Origin of the sequence: Methanimicrococcus blatticola (genome assembly GCF_004363215.1) — an archaeon.
GTDB lineage: Archaea > Halobacteriota > Methanosarcinia > Methanosarcinales > Methanosarcinaceae > Methanimicrococcus > Methanimicrococcus blatticola.
This window is the reverse complement of the sequence record NZ_SNYS01000008.1, coordinates 203,546-220,973: the sequence shown is the minus strand read 5'-3', so window position 1 is coordinate 220,973 and position 17,428 is coordinate 203,546. Positions and strand designations below refer to the sequence as shown.

At 40.9% G+C, this 17,428-nt stretch carries 15 protein-coding genes; 6 read left to right on the top strand and 9 right to left on the bottom strand.

Annotated features, from left to right (window positions below; translation table 11 throughout):
• Positions 1-150 precede the first annotated feature (150 nt).
• The 7 genes from C7391_RS05495 to C7391_RS05465 all read right to left on the bottom strand — a co-directional run bounded on the left by C7391_RS05495 (position 151) and on the right by C7391_RS05465 (position 10,164).
• Positions 151-759: a hypothetical protein gene (locus C7391_RS05495; RefSeq protein WP_133517544.1), complete on the bottom strand. Its 609-nt coding sequence runs from the start codon at positions 757-759 to the stop codon at positions 151-153.
• Between the two features lie 88 nt (positions 760-847).
• The gene (locus C7391_RS05490) at positions 848-1,081 is read right to left on the bottom strand and encodes a 4Fe-4S dicluster domain-containing protein (protein WP_166627421.1); all 234 of its coding nucleotides are present in this window, start codon (positions 1,079-1,081) and stop codon (positions 848-850) included.
• An 81-nt stretch (positions 1,082-1,162) separates the two neighbouring features.
• A complete protein-coding gene (locus C7391_RS05485; protein WP_133517542.1) occupies positions 1,163-1,750 on the bottom strand; it encodes a hypothetical protein in 588 nt (195 codons plus the stop codon).
• A gap of 36 nt (positions 1,751-1,786) precedes the next feature.
• Positions 1,787-2,029 carry a hypothetical protein gene (locus C7391_RS05480; protein ID WP_133517541.1) on the bottom strand — a complete coding sequence of 81 codons (243 nt, stop codon included), beginning with the start codon at positions 2,027-2,029 and terminating at the stop codon, positions 1,787-1,789.
• Between the two features lie 341 nt (positions 2,030-2,370).
• On the bottom strand, positions 2,371-4,908 hold the full coding sequence (locus C7391_RS05475; RefSeq protein ID WP_133517540.1) for an S-layer protein domain-containing protein: 2,538 nt from the start codon (positions 4,906-4,908) through the stop codon (positions 2,371-2,373).
• 471 nt (positions 4,909-5,379) lie between these two features.
• Positions 5,380-7,677 carry an S-layer protein domain-containing protein gene (locus C7391_RS05470; protein WP_133517539.1) on the bottom strand — a complete coding sequence of 766 codons (2,298 nt, stop codon included), beginning with the start codon at positions 7,675-7,677 and terminating at the stop codon, positions 5,380-5,382.
• A gap of 309 nt (positions 7,678-7,986) precedes the next feature.
• Positions 7,987-10,164 (bottom strand): S-layer protein domain-containing protein, encoded by a 2,178-nt coding sequence (locus C7391_RS05465; RefSeq protein ID WP_133517538.1) that lies wholly within the window; start codon positions 10,162-10,164, stop codon positions 7,987-7,989.
• 861 nt (positions 10,165-11,025) lie between these two features.
• On the opposite strand from C7391_RS05465, the gene cptIN reads away from it, so the two are divergent.
• Positions 11,026-11,520, top strand: a complete 495-nt coding sequence (gene cptIN / locus C7391_RS05460; RefSeq protein ID WP_133517537.1) for a type III toxin-antitoxin system CptIN family toxin — start codon at positions 11,026-11,028, stop codon at positions 11,518-11,520.
• Positions 11,521-11,580: 60 nt separating this feature from the next.
• On the opposite strand, the gene C7391_RS05455 is transcribed toward cptIN, so the two are convergent.
• Positions 11,581-12,459 carry an NAD+ synthase gene (locus C7391_RS05455; RefSeq protein ID WP_133517536.1) on the bottom strand — a complete coding sequence of 293 codons (879 nt, stop codon included), beginning with the start codon at positions 12,457-12,459 and terminating at the stop codon, positions 11,581-11,583.
• A 202-nt stretch (positions 12,460-12,661) separates the two neighbouring features.
• Here C7391_RS05455 and C7391_RS05450 point away from each other — a divergent pair, with 202 nt between their 5' ends.
• From C7391_RS05450 to C7391_RS05430, 5 genes are all read left to right on the top strand, one after another.
• Positions 12,662-15,115, top strand: a complete 2,454-nt coding sequence (locus tag C7391_RS05450) for a CDC48 family AAA ATPase (RefSeq protein ID WP_133517535.1) — start codon at positions 12,662-12,664, stop codon at positions 15,113-15,115.
• 68 nt (positions 15,116-15,183) lie between these two features.
• Positions 15,184-15,513: a hypothetical protein gene (locus C7391_RS05445; RefSeq protein WP_133517534.1), complete on the top strand. Its 330-nt coding sequence runs from the start codon at positions 15,184-15,186 to the stop codon at positions 15,511-15,513.
• A gap of 119 nt (positions 15,514-15,632) precedes the next feature.
• Positions 15,633-15,896, top strand: coding sequence for a PRC-barrel domain-containing protein (locus tag C7391_RS05440; protein ID WP_133517533.1), 264 nt, complete (start codon positions 15,633-15,635; stop codon positions 15,894-15,896).
• A 291-nt stretch (positions 15,897-16,187) separates the two neighbouring features.
• Positions 16,188-16,322, top strand: coding sequence for a hypothetical protein (locus tag C7391_RS08585; RefSeq protein ID WP_263295313.1), 135 nt, complete (start codon positions 16,188-16,190; stop codon positions 16,320-16,322).
• Positions 16,323-16,379: 57 nt separating this feature from the next.
• Positions 16,380-16,610: a hypothetical protein gene (locus tag C7391_RS05430; protein WP_133517531.1), complete on the top strand. Its 231-nt coding sequence runs from the start codon at positions 16,380-16,382 to the stop codon at positions 16,608-16,610.
• A 34-nt stretch (positions 16,611-16,644) separates the two neighbouring features.
• Here the strand turns inward: C7391_RS05430 and C7391_RS05425 are convergent, their stop codons facing one another.
• Entirely contained in the window at positions 16,645-17,418 is a 774-nt protein-coding gene (locus C7391_RS05425; RefSeq protein WP_133517530.1) for a phosphoglycolate phosphatase, read from the bottom strand.
• Positions 17,419-17,428 lie beyond the last annotated feature (10 nt).

Below are 17,428 nucleotides of genomic sequence, written 5' to 3'. Positions count from 1 at the left end.
GTTATATTAACCGAATGCTTCATTCAAAAATTTAGAAAGAGCGACAAGCGATGTCTCGAAAAAACATTTAGAGAAAAAAGCAATGTCGATAAAAATAAAATTAAAAAAAAGAAATTGAAAAAGGAATTAAAAAAGAGGAAAATGAAAAAATTAGAGGTAAGAACAAATGGCAAAATCCTCCAGATTATCAAAGTCGACACCTTTCACCTGCCCTTTGATAACAAAAAGATAATCGCCGCGCGTCCATGAAATCATATCAGGGCCGGAAATTCCGACACCATTTAAACCGGATTTAAATACCACTGCTTCATGACGGTTTATTGATATTTCAGAAATAGAAACCGACGTGTATGTTTCTTCATAAGAATCAATCATCTGCCGATAATATATTGAAGCGTCTTCGATTGAATTTGCTTTAAAACAATAGAAATAAACGGTTTTGTTGCTGACGGTGTCATTATTAAATATATAATCGCCGCGATAGCCATCCAAATCGCCGTTGATTCCAATATTTTCATTTTTTGCCTTAACGGTTTGAGCGGATAAAAATTTAAACCCCGCCGGTTTTAAAAAAGGTTTGACAACGCCCTCCCCATAGTTGATCTCCTCATAAGGAATTGTAGAATTATATTCGGAATTATCTACAGAATAATTTGCATAAAAATCATTCCTTGACCATCCTGAAAGAATAAGCGCCATAGAGAGAACAAGAATCAGAATCAGACCCAGAATCAATACCAACCAATAAATTCGTTTCATACAGAACCCTTCTAAAAAGTAAAGAATGTAAAGACAACAAATAAAAATTGTTATGATGGTATATTAACCGAATGCTTAACTCAAAAATTTAGAAAGAGCAGCAATCGCACGGTTTTGCCGGCCGGATAACGCCGACGGCATTGTTCGGACACGCTTGAGCGCATTTAAAACAGTTGACCGGGCATAAATCGGAATCTGAGAGAGAGGGTATTGAATCGGCAGAATCATTGAATTTAAGGATTTCAAAAGGACAAGCAGAAAGACAAGTTTTGCATTGTTTGCATTTTTCGGAAGAGAAAACGGGATACCAATGTTTTGCCATAAAAATCAACATGAAAAACGAGACATAAAAAAGATTAAGAGAGGGAAAAAATCCCTCATCAAAATTTTAAATTAAACAGAATTAAAGATCGGATGCTTCAGCAATTGCTTTGATCTGGTCATATGTGGCCGGACCGTTCACAACAACGAGTTTGTCACCGCTTGCCCAGGCAAGTGTGTATCTTTCAACGGTGGATCCGCCGGATGTAACATTTGTTGTGATCAAAGTTGCATTATGATCATGAACTGTAACGGTTGTGACGTTGCCGGAGTTCGGATATTTGGCGTTGTGCGCGTCAATCATGGACTGAACATAGGCTTGTGCAGAGCTGTTGTTCTCAGTTTGGAAAGCGGAGAGATAGACATTGGATGAACCTGCTGCATAAGAAGCGGAGAATCCGTTCAGTGCGTCTGTCACGCCGTCAATGTTTTCTTTGTCTGCAGTAACTTCTTTCACAGCCAAAAGCTCGTAGCCGGACGGCAAAGATTCAATAATGACTGAACTGTTATTGAATGTCGCATTCGGTGTTGCGTTTGTTGTATTGTTTGTAGAGTTGTTCGTCGAATTGTTTGTCGTGTTATTTGCGTCATCGCCGCCCAAACAGCCGGAAACGCCGACTGCGACTGCGAGAAGCGCAATCAATAAAACGATTAAAATGCTTTTTTTCATAGTATCACTTTGTTTGTTTTGTTTAAACCATAACAATTATGTTTCATTCCCCGAATAAGGCTGTAATGCTGAAAACATACCGGTCCACCGATTGGTGCCGGTTTGCAGAAGATATCCTTCTTCAACATTATCAATATCGGATGTTGATTCGACTGATTTTGCGTTCAAATACTCTTGACTTGTGAAATTTTCACTTGCGCTTTTATTTTCAATCGCCATTGCGGTTGCAGTAAGCAGAAAAATCAAAACGACTGCAATGAGTAAACTTTTTTTGCTCAATCAAATCCCCCCTGTCCCTGAATCCTGACAAGTACGGAATTTTTCAAAGAATCATGAGAAATCAAGACTGATTTGAAAAATTGAATTAACCACCATACCGTACTTGGTATAGATGCAAATCACGGAATTCCCTTAATTAAGTTTTGCGGTCACAATTTTGGAAAAACGCAATCTGTTACATGATATAACGTTTAACTCGTCGATAATTGACGACAAGATAAAAGCGGGAAACATTTAAAAAATTGAGGAAAAGAAATACAAAAATGAAAAAATACAAAAATTAAAAGGAAGAAAAAAAGAAGATTTCATATGAAACCTTCTTTGAAACACTTATATCAATTTTATTTTTGGGCTTGGCTGACTTTATACCGTCTGTAAAGGTAAATTGCCAAAACGAGCACAACCAGAAGGAACAGCCAAAATGCGATTGCTCCGGCACCGACTCCGTCAATCAAATTGTACGGGTTGACTTCATTTTCCGGAGAGTCCGTTTCAGACCCTTTGTTTGAGCCGTCGCCTGATTCATTGCTGTCGTTGCCGCCACCGTTGTCGCTGCCATCACCGTCGTCGTTTCCGGAAGAGAAGTTTCCGATTTCCTTTGTGACATAGAAATAATATTTGAAACTGTTTGTGTCTCCGTACATCACACGCGGACCAATCGGAGGAATAGAAAACAGATCGGGTGCAGACTCAAATTCATATGCTTTCAAAGACATACTGTTTGCAATTACGACATCCATTTCGTCAGTCATTGTCAAATTATTTTTCAAATAGAAAACAAGAAGACTTTCGGGTTCTGACAGTCGTAACTCAGAGAGCCTCATGCGGGACGGAACGGCGTGACTGAGGGGAACTAAACCGGCATATTTCAGCAAACCGATTTCATCGTCTGCATTTAATTCGGTTACATTTTTGAAGTCAGTCAGCCAAACGGCATCAATTTCAACAAGATTTGTTTTTCCGCCGTTGAACACGTCTTTGACATGAACTCTCATCAGCTGAACATCTTTGACATTCAGAACTGTGTCTTTATAAATCCAGTTGCCTGAACCGCCGCTTGAAGATGTTGCGACAATAGAAGACGTGACAAGAGCGTTATCTTTGTAAAGCGCAAGGTCTGCCTTATTTCCTTTAAGATCAATTTGAGTGACGGAAAGAGAATAGCCGTTTCCGAGTTCAAGCGAATCACCCGTTTTAAGAGTGTATTTCGTGTCGTCATCTGTTACCAAAGGCGAGAATTTTTCAAGCTTTGAGCGGTCATGAATATGGAAACCGTCTGCATCAACAACATTCAACGGAACGTATTTTTCACCGAAATAACCCATGATGTCGTAGCCGGAATCCCAGGAATTAATTAAATTATCATCCTCATCCATTCCTGCCTCCGGAACGTAGTCATAATCCGTGTGCGCAGTGGTTGTCAGATACATAAATGACGGACTTTCTTTTAAAAAGGATTGGCTGCCGCCATAATTAGACTGAGGAACGGCAATTAACAATTCTGTTGACAAATCCGCATCAATATCATAATAGAAAGCTGCGAAATTATAGGATGTATAAACCCCATCCGGCAAGGGCAAATTCTGTGAGGCAGAATCACGAGCAATAACATCAGCAAAGGCGGGAGTGATGAGACCATTGATTCGGGAAGGACCCGGAACGTAAGGATTGGGGATTATTACGAAATCAGGATCTCTTGGAGGCTCGACATGTTGTAAAATATTGGCAGAGTCTGAAATCGAACTTCTGATATCATATTTTCCGGGCTCGGTATATTCTTTGAAGAGATAGAATCTGTTGTTGAGCTTTGGTTCGGCACCCCGAGAAATTTCATTCGGAACTTCAAAACCGTCTTGGACGCGGATGTTCCAATCTTTGCCCAAGGGAATAACAGAATTGCTGCTTAAGGCGACATCTTCTGCAATATAGACAAGGGATTCTGACGAGATATGAGTCGCTTTCCATTTTCCGTAATCAACGTCTGATTTAACTTCGATGGCGTTTAAATAATCGACAAGCCAAAGTCCGTCGATTGTAACCAAAGCATCTTTGGACCCTTGGAAAACGCTTTCGACATGAACGCGTAAAACTTGTCTGTCTTTGTCGCCTAAGACGGTTGTTTTGAGAATCCAATCTTTTGAAGCTTCTGCGTTAACAATACTTGTTTCCAGCTTCTGACCGTCTTTCATGAGAATCAAATGGACTTTGTTTCCTTTGATATCAATTTGTTCGATGAAAAGCGAATATCCGTTTCCGAGTTCAAGAGAGTCATCGGTTTTAAGAGTATATTTCGCATCATCATTAACGACGAGCGGCGCGATTTTGTTTGCTTTGTAATCATCGTATCCTTCAACAAAGAAGGAATAACCGTTTGAGAGATACCCGGTAATTTGATCATCACTGAGGGCAACATACGGCTCGCCGAAGAAACCGAGAACAGCAAATCCTGCCGGACCGGGAACTTCTTGAATCATCATCTGCGGCATGGGCGGCATATCAGGATTTTCTTCTTTGATCAAAATCGACCAATCATATTCAAATTTCTGAAAAGCGGGCTCGGTGACATAGACAATTCCGACATGCCCGGGAGCCAGCGGTTTTACTTCATCAAAAGAAGCACTGCCGTCCCATCCGACTTCAGAATCCGTGAGATAAAGTTCCTCAGTGTGAACAGTGTTTTTGACATCGTAGTATAATGCAGCCCAGTTGTTGGGATAAACGTAAACTCCAAACTCAGGATAATATGCTAAAACTTCACTGCGGACTTCAACGGATTCCGCTTTAACTGATTCTGCCGCATATGCGGTTCCGACAAATGAAACCAGAACAAGCAATGCAGATAAAATAAGTAAGGTAACCAACATGTTTTTTATTTTCATTTTAACTCCGTAAGCATCGATTTAAGATCGTTTTTGTTCGGCAGCTCAACCCAAAAATACTGCCGCCGTTTTGAATAAATCGGCCCAACATATTACAAGATATAAAATTATGCAAAATGAACCACATGGATACAATAATGCATAATAGAGATTCAAAACCACTTTAAACCATAGATCCAATAAAAAGACGAAAATGATATAAAAGTATCGTAGTATAATAAAAATATATATAGAACGTAATATTTTTCAGAAATATAATACATAATAAATAATCCCAAGATGTCTTTGAAATAAAAACAGACCCGACCTCAGGAAAACAGAATAAAAGAACCAATCTGAGAAAAAGAACCAATCTGAGAAAAAGAACCATCTGAGAATAAAAAACCAATTTGAGAAAAAGAAAAAAAATGAAAGATTTCACGTGAAATCTTCATTCTTCATTTGAAACAATTGCGGCAAATTGCAGCAATTTTATTTTTGACTCTGTCCCATTCTGGTTTTATACCGTCTGTAAAGGTAAGCGATCAGGATGAGCGCGATTAAAAGGAACAGACCTAATACGATTGCCCCGATTCCGCCGGCCAATTTACCCGGTTTGGTTTCATTTTCCGGATTGGTGGTTTCAGAACTTTTGTTTGAACTGTCGCCGGATCCTTTATTGCCATCGCCGTTTCCGCTGTCACCATCACCATCGTTGCCGGAAGATAAGTTTCCGATTTCTTCAGTGACATAGAAATAATAGTTGTATTCACCGTAAAAACCATAGGCAACCCCTCTGGCAATATTGGGAAGAGGGAAATAATCACTTTTGTATGCTTTTAAAGACATATTGTTTGCGATGACCAAATCCATTTCATCGGTTAACGTCAGATTATTTTTCAGCGTAAAGACAAGAACGCTTTCCGCATCGACCTTGTAAAGAGCATTCGGGGAAGAATATCGTTGCAGATTTCCATACCCATCAACAGAATCGATTGAGGATAATCCTTCGTATTTTAAAAGACCGACTTCGTCACCGGATTTCAAATCGGTGACATTGTTGTAATCCATTAACCAAATGCCGTCGATTTCAACAAGTTCATCCTGACCTTGGAAAACGTCTTTGACGTGGACTCTTAAATGCTGCACGTCTTTGACATTCAAAAGGATATCTTTATAGATCCAATTGCTTGAGCCGTCTCCGGATTTTGTGGTTACGATACTTGAATTAACAAAAACGCCGTCCTTTTGAAGTTCAAGATGGGCTTTATTGCCTTTGATATCAATTTGACGAACATGAAGCGTATAGTTGTTGCCCAGTTCAATCCAATCGCCTGTTTTTAATGTATATTTGGAATCGTCATCCATAACCAGCGGCGCGAATTTATCGAGTTTTGTGCTTTCATAAACATAGAAGCCATCACCGTCAACAACATTCAGCGGAACATAGAGTTCGCCGAAATAGCCCATGATGTCGTAACCGGAATCCCAGGAATTAATCAGGATATCATCTTCATCAAATCCGTCGTTCGGCAAATATTTGTAATCGGCATGAACATACGTTGTTGTATAACTGAAAGAATCCGGATCCTCTTTTTCGAATTGCCCGTCGTAACCTGCATATGCATTCAAAACTTCTGTTGCCAGGTTTTTGTCTAAATCATAATAAAAAGCGGCAAAGTTATTGTAAGTATATTGACAGTCAGAAACGGAACTTCTGATTTCATATGTTCCGGGTTCTGTATATTCTTTGAAAAGATAGAACCTGTTATTTGGTTCCATGAATCTCAGTTCCAACATTGGATTAAAACCGTCCTGCACTTTCAAATTCCAGTCTTTTCCTAAAGCGATAGTCGCATTGCTACTCAGCGCGATGTCTTCGGCAATATAGACTAATTCTTCCGAATTGATTGACGTTGCGTTCCATTTGCCGTAATTCACATCGGATTTGACTTCAAAAGCATTCAAATAATCAATCAGCCAAAGGCCGTCAATTTCGACAATCGCGTCGTTTCCGTGGAAAACATCTTTGACATGAACGCGTAAAACATGAACATTCGGCATATTCAAAAGATCTTTTTCAAAAATCCAGTCGCCGCCTGACTCGGAAGCGGTGACAATGCCTGATCCTAATTGTGTGTCGCCGTGTTTTAAAATTAAATTTGTTTTATTTCCGCCAACATCAATCTGCTCGACATAAAGCGCATATCCTTTGCCTAAATCAATGCTGTCCCCGACTTTCAAGGAATATTTTGTATTATCATTCACAACAAGCGGCGCGATTTTATTTGCACCCACATTGGGAAAAGCAGGCATATCCCTACCAAGCATATTGTTGTTGTAAAGAATCGTTTCATTATTTAACGCGACATACGGCTCGCCGAAAAATCCGATAACTGCAAAACCGGTTGGACGAGGGACTAAAATAATAGATTCTTCCCAATCTTCACCATTCCAGTTCCAATCAGGTTCTTCGACAAGAACAGTCCAATTGTATTCAAATTTTTGAATTACCGGTGATGTGCTGTAAAGAATATTAATATGACCGGGACTTAACGGATTATCGTAATCGGACCCGCCGTAATTATTGATCTCATAGATAGACAAATAGATTTGTTCTGTGCAAATATTATTTTTTAAATCATAATAGAATGCTGCCCAATCTTGAAGCCAGTCACTAGACCCGTACCATAAAATTTCACTTCGAATCTCAACGGATTCCGCTGCAAAAGAGACGCCTACCATTGAAAAAAGAATCAGCGCCGCTGCTAACAAATACCTCATTTTCATTAAACTCACCCATAAAAACGAACATTATTGCCGTTTTTACCAATTATTATAATTCGTGATACAACCAAAATATACACGAATCAACCCCGATGGTTGAATGTGAAGATTTCTATAAATAAGAGTCGGTCGACACTGTAAATATAAATAGAGTGAGAAAAAAGAGACGGGCGAAATAAACTCAAAAGAAGAGAATAAGCAAGAAGAATAAACAGACAGCAAAAGCTGTTCAAAATTTAATTTTTAAAAAAATAGAAAAGTAAAGGATTTCAGAGAAATCCTTACTTTATTTGTTTAATCTTTAGAAAAGGCTTATGCCTGTTTCTTGTAGACCATGAAGTAGTATGCTGCACCAGCGATGATGATGATCAACACGATTACGCCAATGATGAGCCACATGTTCTTCTTGAACCAGGAGGGTTCATCATCTTTCGGGGGTTCCGGGTCGGTTGTGTTGTTTCCGCCTTCTGTCGGGGGTGTCACCGGGGGTTCGGTTTCGTTTCCGCCTTCAGAGGGAACCGGGTCAGGGTCTGTGACGTTTCCGCCGTCGCCGACTTCTGCGTTAACGTAGAAGTATGCGAGTTTGTTGGAAGTGCTGTCAGCTGTCTTCAAGTACATGTTGTTTGCAATCTGTTTGTCCATGTCGGAAGCCCATGTAATCTTGGTACCGGAACTGAATTCGAGCACAGATGTGTCATAGGGAAGGAGATAGACGGTATTACCGATAGTGTATTCGTAGTCATAAGTATTAGTGACATCAGAGGAGCCATCGTATTCGAGGATACCGAATTTGTCATCAGATTTGAGTTCATTTGCGTTCTGGTAGTCCATGAGCCAGAAACCATCGATTTCAACAAGGCTGTCCTGTGTACCCTGGAACACGTCTTTCACGTGAATTCTGAGGACCTGAACGTTCTTTTCGTTGGTGATGTTTTGTCTGAGGATCCAGTTGCTTGTGTTGTCTTTTGTGTTGACAATGCTGGAGTTGATTTCCTTACCATCTTTGAGGAATTTGAGGTATGCTTTGTTACCGTCAACATCAATCTGGTCAACGATGATGGTGTAGCCTTCACCGAGTTCCAATGTTGCGCCGGTCTTCAAAGTGTACTTTTCATCATCGTCGATAATGAGTTTTGCCATCTTTTCAGGTTTCAAATCTGTGTTGTGACCATTCACATCAACAATGTTGAACGGAACGTATTTTTCACCAAAGAAGCCCATAATGAAATAGAATTCAGGTGCATCTTCAATGCCGCCGTTAACGGTGTCATTGAATGTCCAATCATATTCGTATGAAACAGCTTTGGGTGTTGTGTTGTAAGTAAGGTCACCTTCATCAATGATAGAACCATCACCGTCAAAGGCAAGAACTTCAGTGTCAACACCGTTGTCCATGTCATAGAAGAATGCAGCGAACGTTGTGTAGTTGAGTTCTGACTCTACGTTACCATTCTTTAAAGCAATGGATCCACCTGTAGAAGTGGAATAATTGAAGACACTGCTGCGGATTTCATATGTTCCGGCTTCGGTGTATTCTTTGTAGACATAGAATTTGTCGAGACCCATAGCATCAGTTTTGTCAAAGTTCTTTTCGGTCTTGATAAAGATACCCTTACCGAGTTCAATGTCAGAGTCTGCGCTTAATGTAATTTCTTCAGCTTCGAATTCCAACTTGTAGTTGTCTGCTGTAATGCATTCAAATTTACCGAATTTGTCATCGGATTTAACTTCGATTGCATTCTGATAGTCGACCATCCAAAGACCATCGATTTCAACAAGGCTGCTTTCTGTGCCCTGGAAAACGTCTTTGACGTGGACTCTCATGACCTGCATGTTCTTTTCACCGAGAACGGTTAAATCGAACATCCATGTAGAGGAGTTAAGACCTGTTTCGTTGGTGTTAACGATGCTGGAGTTAAGTTCTTTGCCGTCTTTCATGAGTTTGAGGTATGCTTTGTTACCGTCAACATCAATCTGGTCAACAATAATAGAGTAGCCGCTTCCGAGTTCAAGGGTTGCGCCTGTTTTTAATGTATATTTTTCGTCATCATCAATAACGAGTTTTGCGATTTTGGTTGCTTTGATAGCAGGAGTGTCGCCACCAGAGAGGTCGAAGGATGTAACATCTTTCTTACCGAGTGCAACATAAGGTTCAGCGAAGAAACCAATCACAGCGTAGCCGTAATTTTCAGTACTTCCGGTTGAGGTATTTGCCCATCCATCATATTCATAATTCTGGAAAACCGGAATGGTTTCATAGACAATATCTGTATCGCCTTTGTTGGTAGGAGTGTTAAGATAAAGAATTTCTGTTGATGTATCATCATCAAGATCATACCAAAGACCTGCCCAGTCAGCAGGAGTAATTTGGGTGCTAAGTTCGTCATAGTGAACAATTGTACTTCTGATTTCAACGGAGTCAGCTGCTGCTGCCATGCCGGTAAAAGCAAGAAGGACAAGTAATGCCACTAATAAGTGTTTCATTTGCATTTATTTTTCCTCCATTATTAGAATGGTAAACACGGGTTTTGTATTCGAAAAAGAACGAAATTCAACGAATTTGTGAAATGTGTTCGGAAAATCACTGAAATATGAGGAAAATTATCCAAATACAGTGATAGTTACGAATACCCGAGCTTATACAGAGGTTAAAACTGACAAAAGGGTTATTAAACTTTTGCGGTCAGTTCAATAAAAAGAGGACGAAAATTACACTTTCAAACGATTGACAAGTCGATAATCGACGACAAGGATTTTAGAGAGCAGTAAAGCTATAAATCAAATTGAAGTTATCGATTGATACTGTTTTAAGAGTGAAAATGTATGTTTAAGGACGAAATCTGACCGAAATTTCGACAAATTTTATGAATTATTCTGAAAAATGTCGTAAATTCATATAATTGTGTCGATAAATTGCCAGAGTTCGGCAATAGAGACAAAAAGCAAAAAAACTCAAAATAGATTTACAGAGAATGGTGAGCGATAAATTTTTTCCTTTTTATAAATGGATGGTTATTTTTTTCTGAAAAATTGAAAAAGTAAATATACCAAAAAATCGTATTTGAAACCAACTGTATGCAGTAGCATCCAGTAATAGGAAGGAAATCTATTCCATTCGCCGCCATCCGGAAGGCGGCTGTAATAACAATAGCCCGGACCCAAATATCCCCAGCTTTCCGACGGCTGGTGACAAAAATCAGTCGGATGCGAAATCGTGAATAGATTCCTTCCAACCTTTGACTTTATTTTATTAGTTGTATTATATATGTAAAATACCTCTTCCCGACATAAGCCTCCCAATATTAAATTCCCATATTAAAGGGATATATAATTAGAATAATTGGTGATTAAATGTCAGGATGTTTCTATTTTATATCAAACCGTTTTTATGACGATTTTTCAGATAGCGGTTTAATGAGAAATAAAAAGGGAAAGCCGGGAGAACTTGGCGGAAGACCTTGTTTTTTTGCATTTCAAGATTCCGTCAATTCGGACATATTTTGGCTAATTCCAATCTCATCCAAACTTGAAAAATACAAAATGATTCAAAAAAGAATCACTGAGAAACATAAATCATGCAACACCCTTTATTTTTGCAATGTCCTCGGAAAGGAAAGAGTTTTTTTAATTCAAAATATGTTCCCGATTACAAGGAACTACATTGAGGAGACATATTTGAATCAAAGAAATGAAGAGGTTAAAATATCCTCAGCCAATGAAAAACAAATAATCCGCAAAGCAAAAACGGCTTTTAGATTACATCATCGAGGAAAAAATATTTTTTTTGTTGACATTGAATTCATAAAAAAAGAATTGATCAAGAAATTAAATCCTCCCAACCCCTAAGAAGGAGACGAAAGCATACTATGCCCTTGATCAGTTGCAACGATTCGAAAAACAAAAAAATTAAGAAATCTTCGGAAAGTCCGGAAGTTTTTGTTTGTGTTTCGCAGAATCCATTCTTGAAAGAATAGACTCATATTGTTTTTCAGACAGATTCGTCATTTTTAAAATCTCGTTCAACTCGTCAGAACCGGATTTCGGCAATTTCTGCCCGTTTTTCTCAAGCACATATAATATAGAGTCTAATTGATCATACCGAACACCGAAATCATCTTCATCGGATTGACCGTCCCAGAATCCGGCAGACGGCGCTTTTGACAAAATCGATTCCGGCAAACCCAAATATTGAGACAGTAAACGAACTTCTGTTTTATACAAATCCGCGATCGGATCCAAATCAACCGCGCCGTCGCCGTACTTTGTATAATATCCGGTGAGACGTTCGGTTTTGTTTTTCGTCCCGATCACCAAAAGAGTGTTGTTGTTCGCATAATAATAGAGCAGCGACATTCGAAGCCGGGATTTCAGATTACCCGCGGAAATCGAATTCTTCGTGACAGGGTTTAAAGAAGAATGGGTCGCTGAAGGAGTTGCAGAAGGAGCTGCGGAAAAAGCCTCCGAAAATAAAGAAGATAAATTCACTTTTTGAAGCGTTAAATTAAATTGATTGCATATTTGGGATGCATCCCGAAAATCTGCGGAATCAAATTGAGATGGATCATCAGCGGATTCATAAAAGAAAATCGGATACACATTCTCCGCGCCCAACGCTTTGACGGAAAGAGCAGCGACAAGCGCAGAATCAATGCCGCCGGAAAGCCCGAGGACAACGCCGTTTGTGCCGGAGTCTTTAACAGTGTTTTGGATAAATTCAACGATTGTTTTTTCGGCTGCTGCTGAATTGAATTTTTGAAAAGGTTTGGGAACGGAGAAAGAAGTCATTAGATGAATGTATGCGGATTCGGTTTTAAAGCTTATCGACAATTTAGGATTTGAATGGATGAACAATATTATTACATGAAACAAAAAAGAATACAGAAAGAAATAAATTATAACGAGCGCATTTATAGAACAATTAAAAGAAGAAGATACGCCGCATCGAAAAACAAAACGATTGCAGCAAATAAATAAAGCGGGAAATTTTATGAAAAAAAATGAGATTATTGAGCCGGAAGTGACCGAACGGAAAAAGATTGCCAAAGCGGACGAGCTTCAAATGGAAGTGGAAAAAGTCTACCCGACCGATGATTTCGGCAAAGGCATTATCCCGCTGACATCCGAAGTCATGGAAATACTCGGCCTCACCGTCGGCGAGCCTGTTGAAATCGAAGGCGAGCGAAAGACGGTAGCGCGCGTTTGGAAAGCAAATATATTAGACGGCTCAACTGACGAAACCGTTCGCATTGACACATTTATCAGATACAATGCAAAAGTGACCGTCGGCGATAAAGTAACCATTCGAAAAGCCAAAGTCATCCCCGCCAAAAAGATAACGGTTGCGCCGCTTGAAGAAGAAAAAGTTACATTGAACGGAGAAATCGAAGACAGAATCCGTTACAATTTAAGAGAACGCTATTTAGTGAAGGAAGACATCATTCCCGTCAGAAAAGACATGCTCGGCCTCAATGATGTATCTCAGCCTGAAATGAAAAAGCAGACGGTTGAGTTTATGGTAACCCAAGTGACACCGTCAAAATCCATGGTTGTCATCACTGACGAAACTCAAATTTCTTTTGAAAAAAGCGCGGAAGGATACCGCAAAAAACATATTTCTTATGAAGACATCGGCGGCCTCGGCGACAAATTAGCTGAAATTCGAGAAGCCATTGAATTGCCGATGAAACAGCCGCGTCTCTTTAAACGCCTGAAAATCAGCCCGCCGAAAGGTTTAATCCTCCACGGCATCCCGGGAACCGGAAAAACAATTATTGCGCGCGCGGTTGCCGACGAAATCGGCGCCAACTTTTATTATGTCGCCGGCCCCGAAATTATACGCAGCGGTTACGGGCAAAGCGAAGAGAAAATCAGAGAATTATTCACAGAAGCCGCCAAAAATGCGCCTTCAATCATTTTTATTGATGAAATTGATTCCGTCGCCCCGAAGCGTGAGCAGTCAGGCGAAGTTGAAAGACGAATCGTCTCGCAGCTGTTAACCGTCATGGACGGCATGATGGACACGACGCAAGTATTCGTCATCGGCGCAACCAACAGAATCGATTCCATCGACAATGCATTACGCCGCCCCGGTCGCTTTGACCGCGAAATTGAAATCGGCGCTCCCGATGCTGCCGGCAGAGAGGAAATCATCAGAATTCATGCCCGCGCCATGCCGCTTGAAGGTTATCCGAAGATCAGAATGATTGAAGCCGCGCTTCGAAAAGCGAAAGAAACGGCGAAATCCAACACCGATAACGGCATCAAAGACGAAACAACGAAAACCGCGGATAAATCCGCAATTGCCGATTATACGAAAAAACTGGCTGCTGCAAAGGAACAATACGAATTGAACGCCAAATCTTTGTTTAAAGAAATGGCAGCACAGACGCAAGGTTATGTCGGTGCCGATTTGGCCGCCCTTTGCCGCGAAGCTGCCTTGAATGCCGTCAAGAGAATTGCGCCGACTGTCGATTTGGATGAAAACTTAAGCGATGAAATATTAGAAACGCTTGTCGTCACCAATAAAGACTTTGAGAAAGCCGTCAGAAACAGCGAGCCGTCCGCCCTTCGCGAGATTTATGTTGAAATACCGGAAATTTCATGGGAAGACATCGGCGGTCTTGAAAACGTCAAGCGTCAGATTGTTGAAACATTGGAATGGCCGCTCAAGTATCCGGAAAAATTCGAACAATTCGGTATTGCGCCGCCCAAAGGCATTTTGCTTTACGGTCCGCCCGGAACCGGTAAAACCATGCTGGCCCAAGCCGTCGCGCATGAATGTGAAACCAGCTTCATCAGCATCAAAAGCACGGAACTGCTTCTGAAATGGGTCGGCGAATCCGAAAAAGCCATGAAAGAAATATTCAGAAAAGCAAAACAAGCATCTCCCACAATTATTTTCTTCGATGAAATTGATGCGTTTGCAACCGCCCGTGAAAGCGGCTCTGCAGGAACGCGCTCGGTCGCCGAAAGCACGCTCAATCAAATGCTGGTTGAAATGGACGGCATTGAACGCCTCAAAGATGTGTTCGTCGTTGCCGCAACCAACCGTCCCGACACGCTGGATCCGGCACTCATCCGTCCTGGTCGCCTGGACAGAATGGTTTATGTCGGCGTCCCCGATTTGACCGGCAGAAAATCCATCTTTGAAATTTACTTGAAAAAGACGCCGCTGTCAGACGATGTCAGCATTGACAAATTAGCGGAAATGACAGACGGTTACACTGGTGCCGACATTGAAGCGGTTTGCCGCGAAGCCGTGATGACGGCGCTTCGAACAGATATGAGTGTTCAAACCGTAACGGCTGAAAACTTTAAAGCCGCGTTGGATGTCATCCGCCCGTCTGTCGGCGAAGAGCTTAACGAAAAATATGAAAAGATGGAAGACTTCATCAAACACAAAGACGAGCCGGCTGACGATTACTTCACCGCCTATAACTGATTTGAAGTTTTTGAACAAAACAGATTAGAGCTGATAATTAATTATTTCAACACTTTGGAGAGTCAATAATGAGACATTTTACAGACGACGACGCAAAAGAGTATGTAAATACGCATCTAAAGAATGAAAATGATTTGTTCAAAGAGATCATTTCGGTAAAATATAAAGGAACGATTGCCGGACAAGAAGAAAACTGCGGCGGCTGTACGCTTATGGACGGGCAGGATTGCACGCCGCCTAAACATTACATGGATGTGTTTTTGATAGAAGCAAACGATAATGACAACAAAAAACACGCCGGTTATTTACATATGGGTTGGTCCGATGGTGGTCCCAATTGTATAAATGCATATGGGGATTATAATAAAATGTGGCATCAGCCCATTTATGAAAAATGAGATTAATGGTTATTTTTTGTATAAACAAAATGAAAATGTATATAAAATAAAAGTGAATTAAATAGAGCAAAGAATTTGTTAATTTAAATTCACTTTTCACAATTCAAAGAGGAAATGAAATGAAATATTATGCAAAGCGCCTTCTCGACAACAAAAAAATCATGTCGACTGATGCCAAAGAACTCGGAATGCTCGAAGACATTCACATCAATGCCAAAACAGGCTCCATTATGGATTTGGTCGTCAGCCCCGCAGACGGTTTGGACGTCGCCAAATACCAGAAAGAAGAAGACTATATCTTGATTCCGTTCAGTGCCGTCAGCGCCGTCAAAGACTACATCATTGTTGACAAAGACAAAGCAAAATCATTCATGACGAGATAATTATTTCGTCCCATTCTCTTTTTTTAATATTTAAAAAATAAAAGCATACATGCTGCAATTTTTAAAATTATTTTTAAATTTCTAAAACGGCATAATCTTTGAAATTGCACAATATTTGAAACAGCATAATTCTTGAAACTGAAAACTCCTGCACCCGTTGAAACTGCATAACTCCTACAAACCTTTTGAAAATTATTAAAAGTTCATATACGACCGCTAATTCCGAATTCTGACCGGAGCAAAGCGAAGGGCAGAATCGGAATTTGCGGCTGCTCAAAGAAGAAGATGCAAATGGGAACGCGAAACACTTTCCTTTTAGTGTTGCTGCTGCCGGCACTGTTCGCTTTACACCCATCTGCCTGGTTTGTGCTGCCGCTTGCAACCACCCTTGATTTGAGCCGCAGCTTGCACCCACACTTGGTTTGAGCCGCAGCTTGCACCCACACTTGGTTTGATTCACTGCTTACATCCGCTTGGTTTGAGTTGCCGTTAGCATCTGCTTTTTATCACACCCGTTCGCTTACGCGAACGGAAGCGCCGTTACCTGCCGTTTGTGTTGTGGTCTGTTGCTGTCTGCGCTGTCTGTTGCTGCCTGTTGCGGTCTGCACTGCCTGTTGCTGCCACCGTGCCGTCACCGCGCCATCACACAACCGCGCCGCCGACGCGCGAGCCGCTCCGCTTTTCATAAAATATTCAGCCTACCCCCGGCTTTAAAAAGAAAATAAAAAATGTCCCCGTTTTTAAAAAATCAAACGTAATAATCGCGGCGTTCGTCTTCTAATTCGATTAAATCATTTTGAAGGAGATAATCAATCATTTCAGCGAACCCGTCGCCGAAACTTTTTTGGAGAACATAATCCGCTTCTTTTTTGACGGTGTCTGTCGCGTTGGCAACCGCGAAAGAAAAACCGGATGCGTGGAAGAGATCAATATCATTGTTGGAATCACCGACGGCGACAAAATCACCGGCTTTCATGCTCATCATTTTTGCCGTTCTTTGAAGCGCGTCCCCTTTGCAGATATTTTTGTCCGTCAAATGATACGCAAATTCCGCATCAACAAAATGGATATTCTGAAAATCTGTAAGATACGGCAGAATATCTTCTTTTGAAACCGTTTTGGCAAAAGAAATGTCCGTCACACGGTCCCGAGAATCAAAAACCGTCAAATCAAAATGCTCAAGCAGCAACGCAAGTGCTGCGTTCAGTTCATCCATGCACGGTTCAATTCGAATCGGGTCGGCATCATAAGAAGGCAGCAGCAACCCGCCGTTTTCAGCGATTAACGGCGAGCGCGTCCCCATCATTTTAGAGATGGCGCGCGTAAAACAAAGCGTATTTCCGGAAGCCAAAACAACCGGAATGCGGCCCGAAATCGTGTGCGCCGCTTTGAGCGCCTCAACCGACAAGCGGCGGTCATCATGCGTTACCGTACCGTCAATGTCTGTTACAATTCCGGAAAAACGTGCCATGAAAAAGAAAAAGCCGTATTCCGATATAGAAGTTGTGTTTGCGGCAGTCATTCCCGCCGAA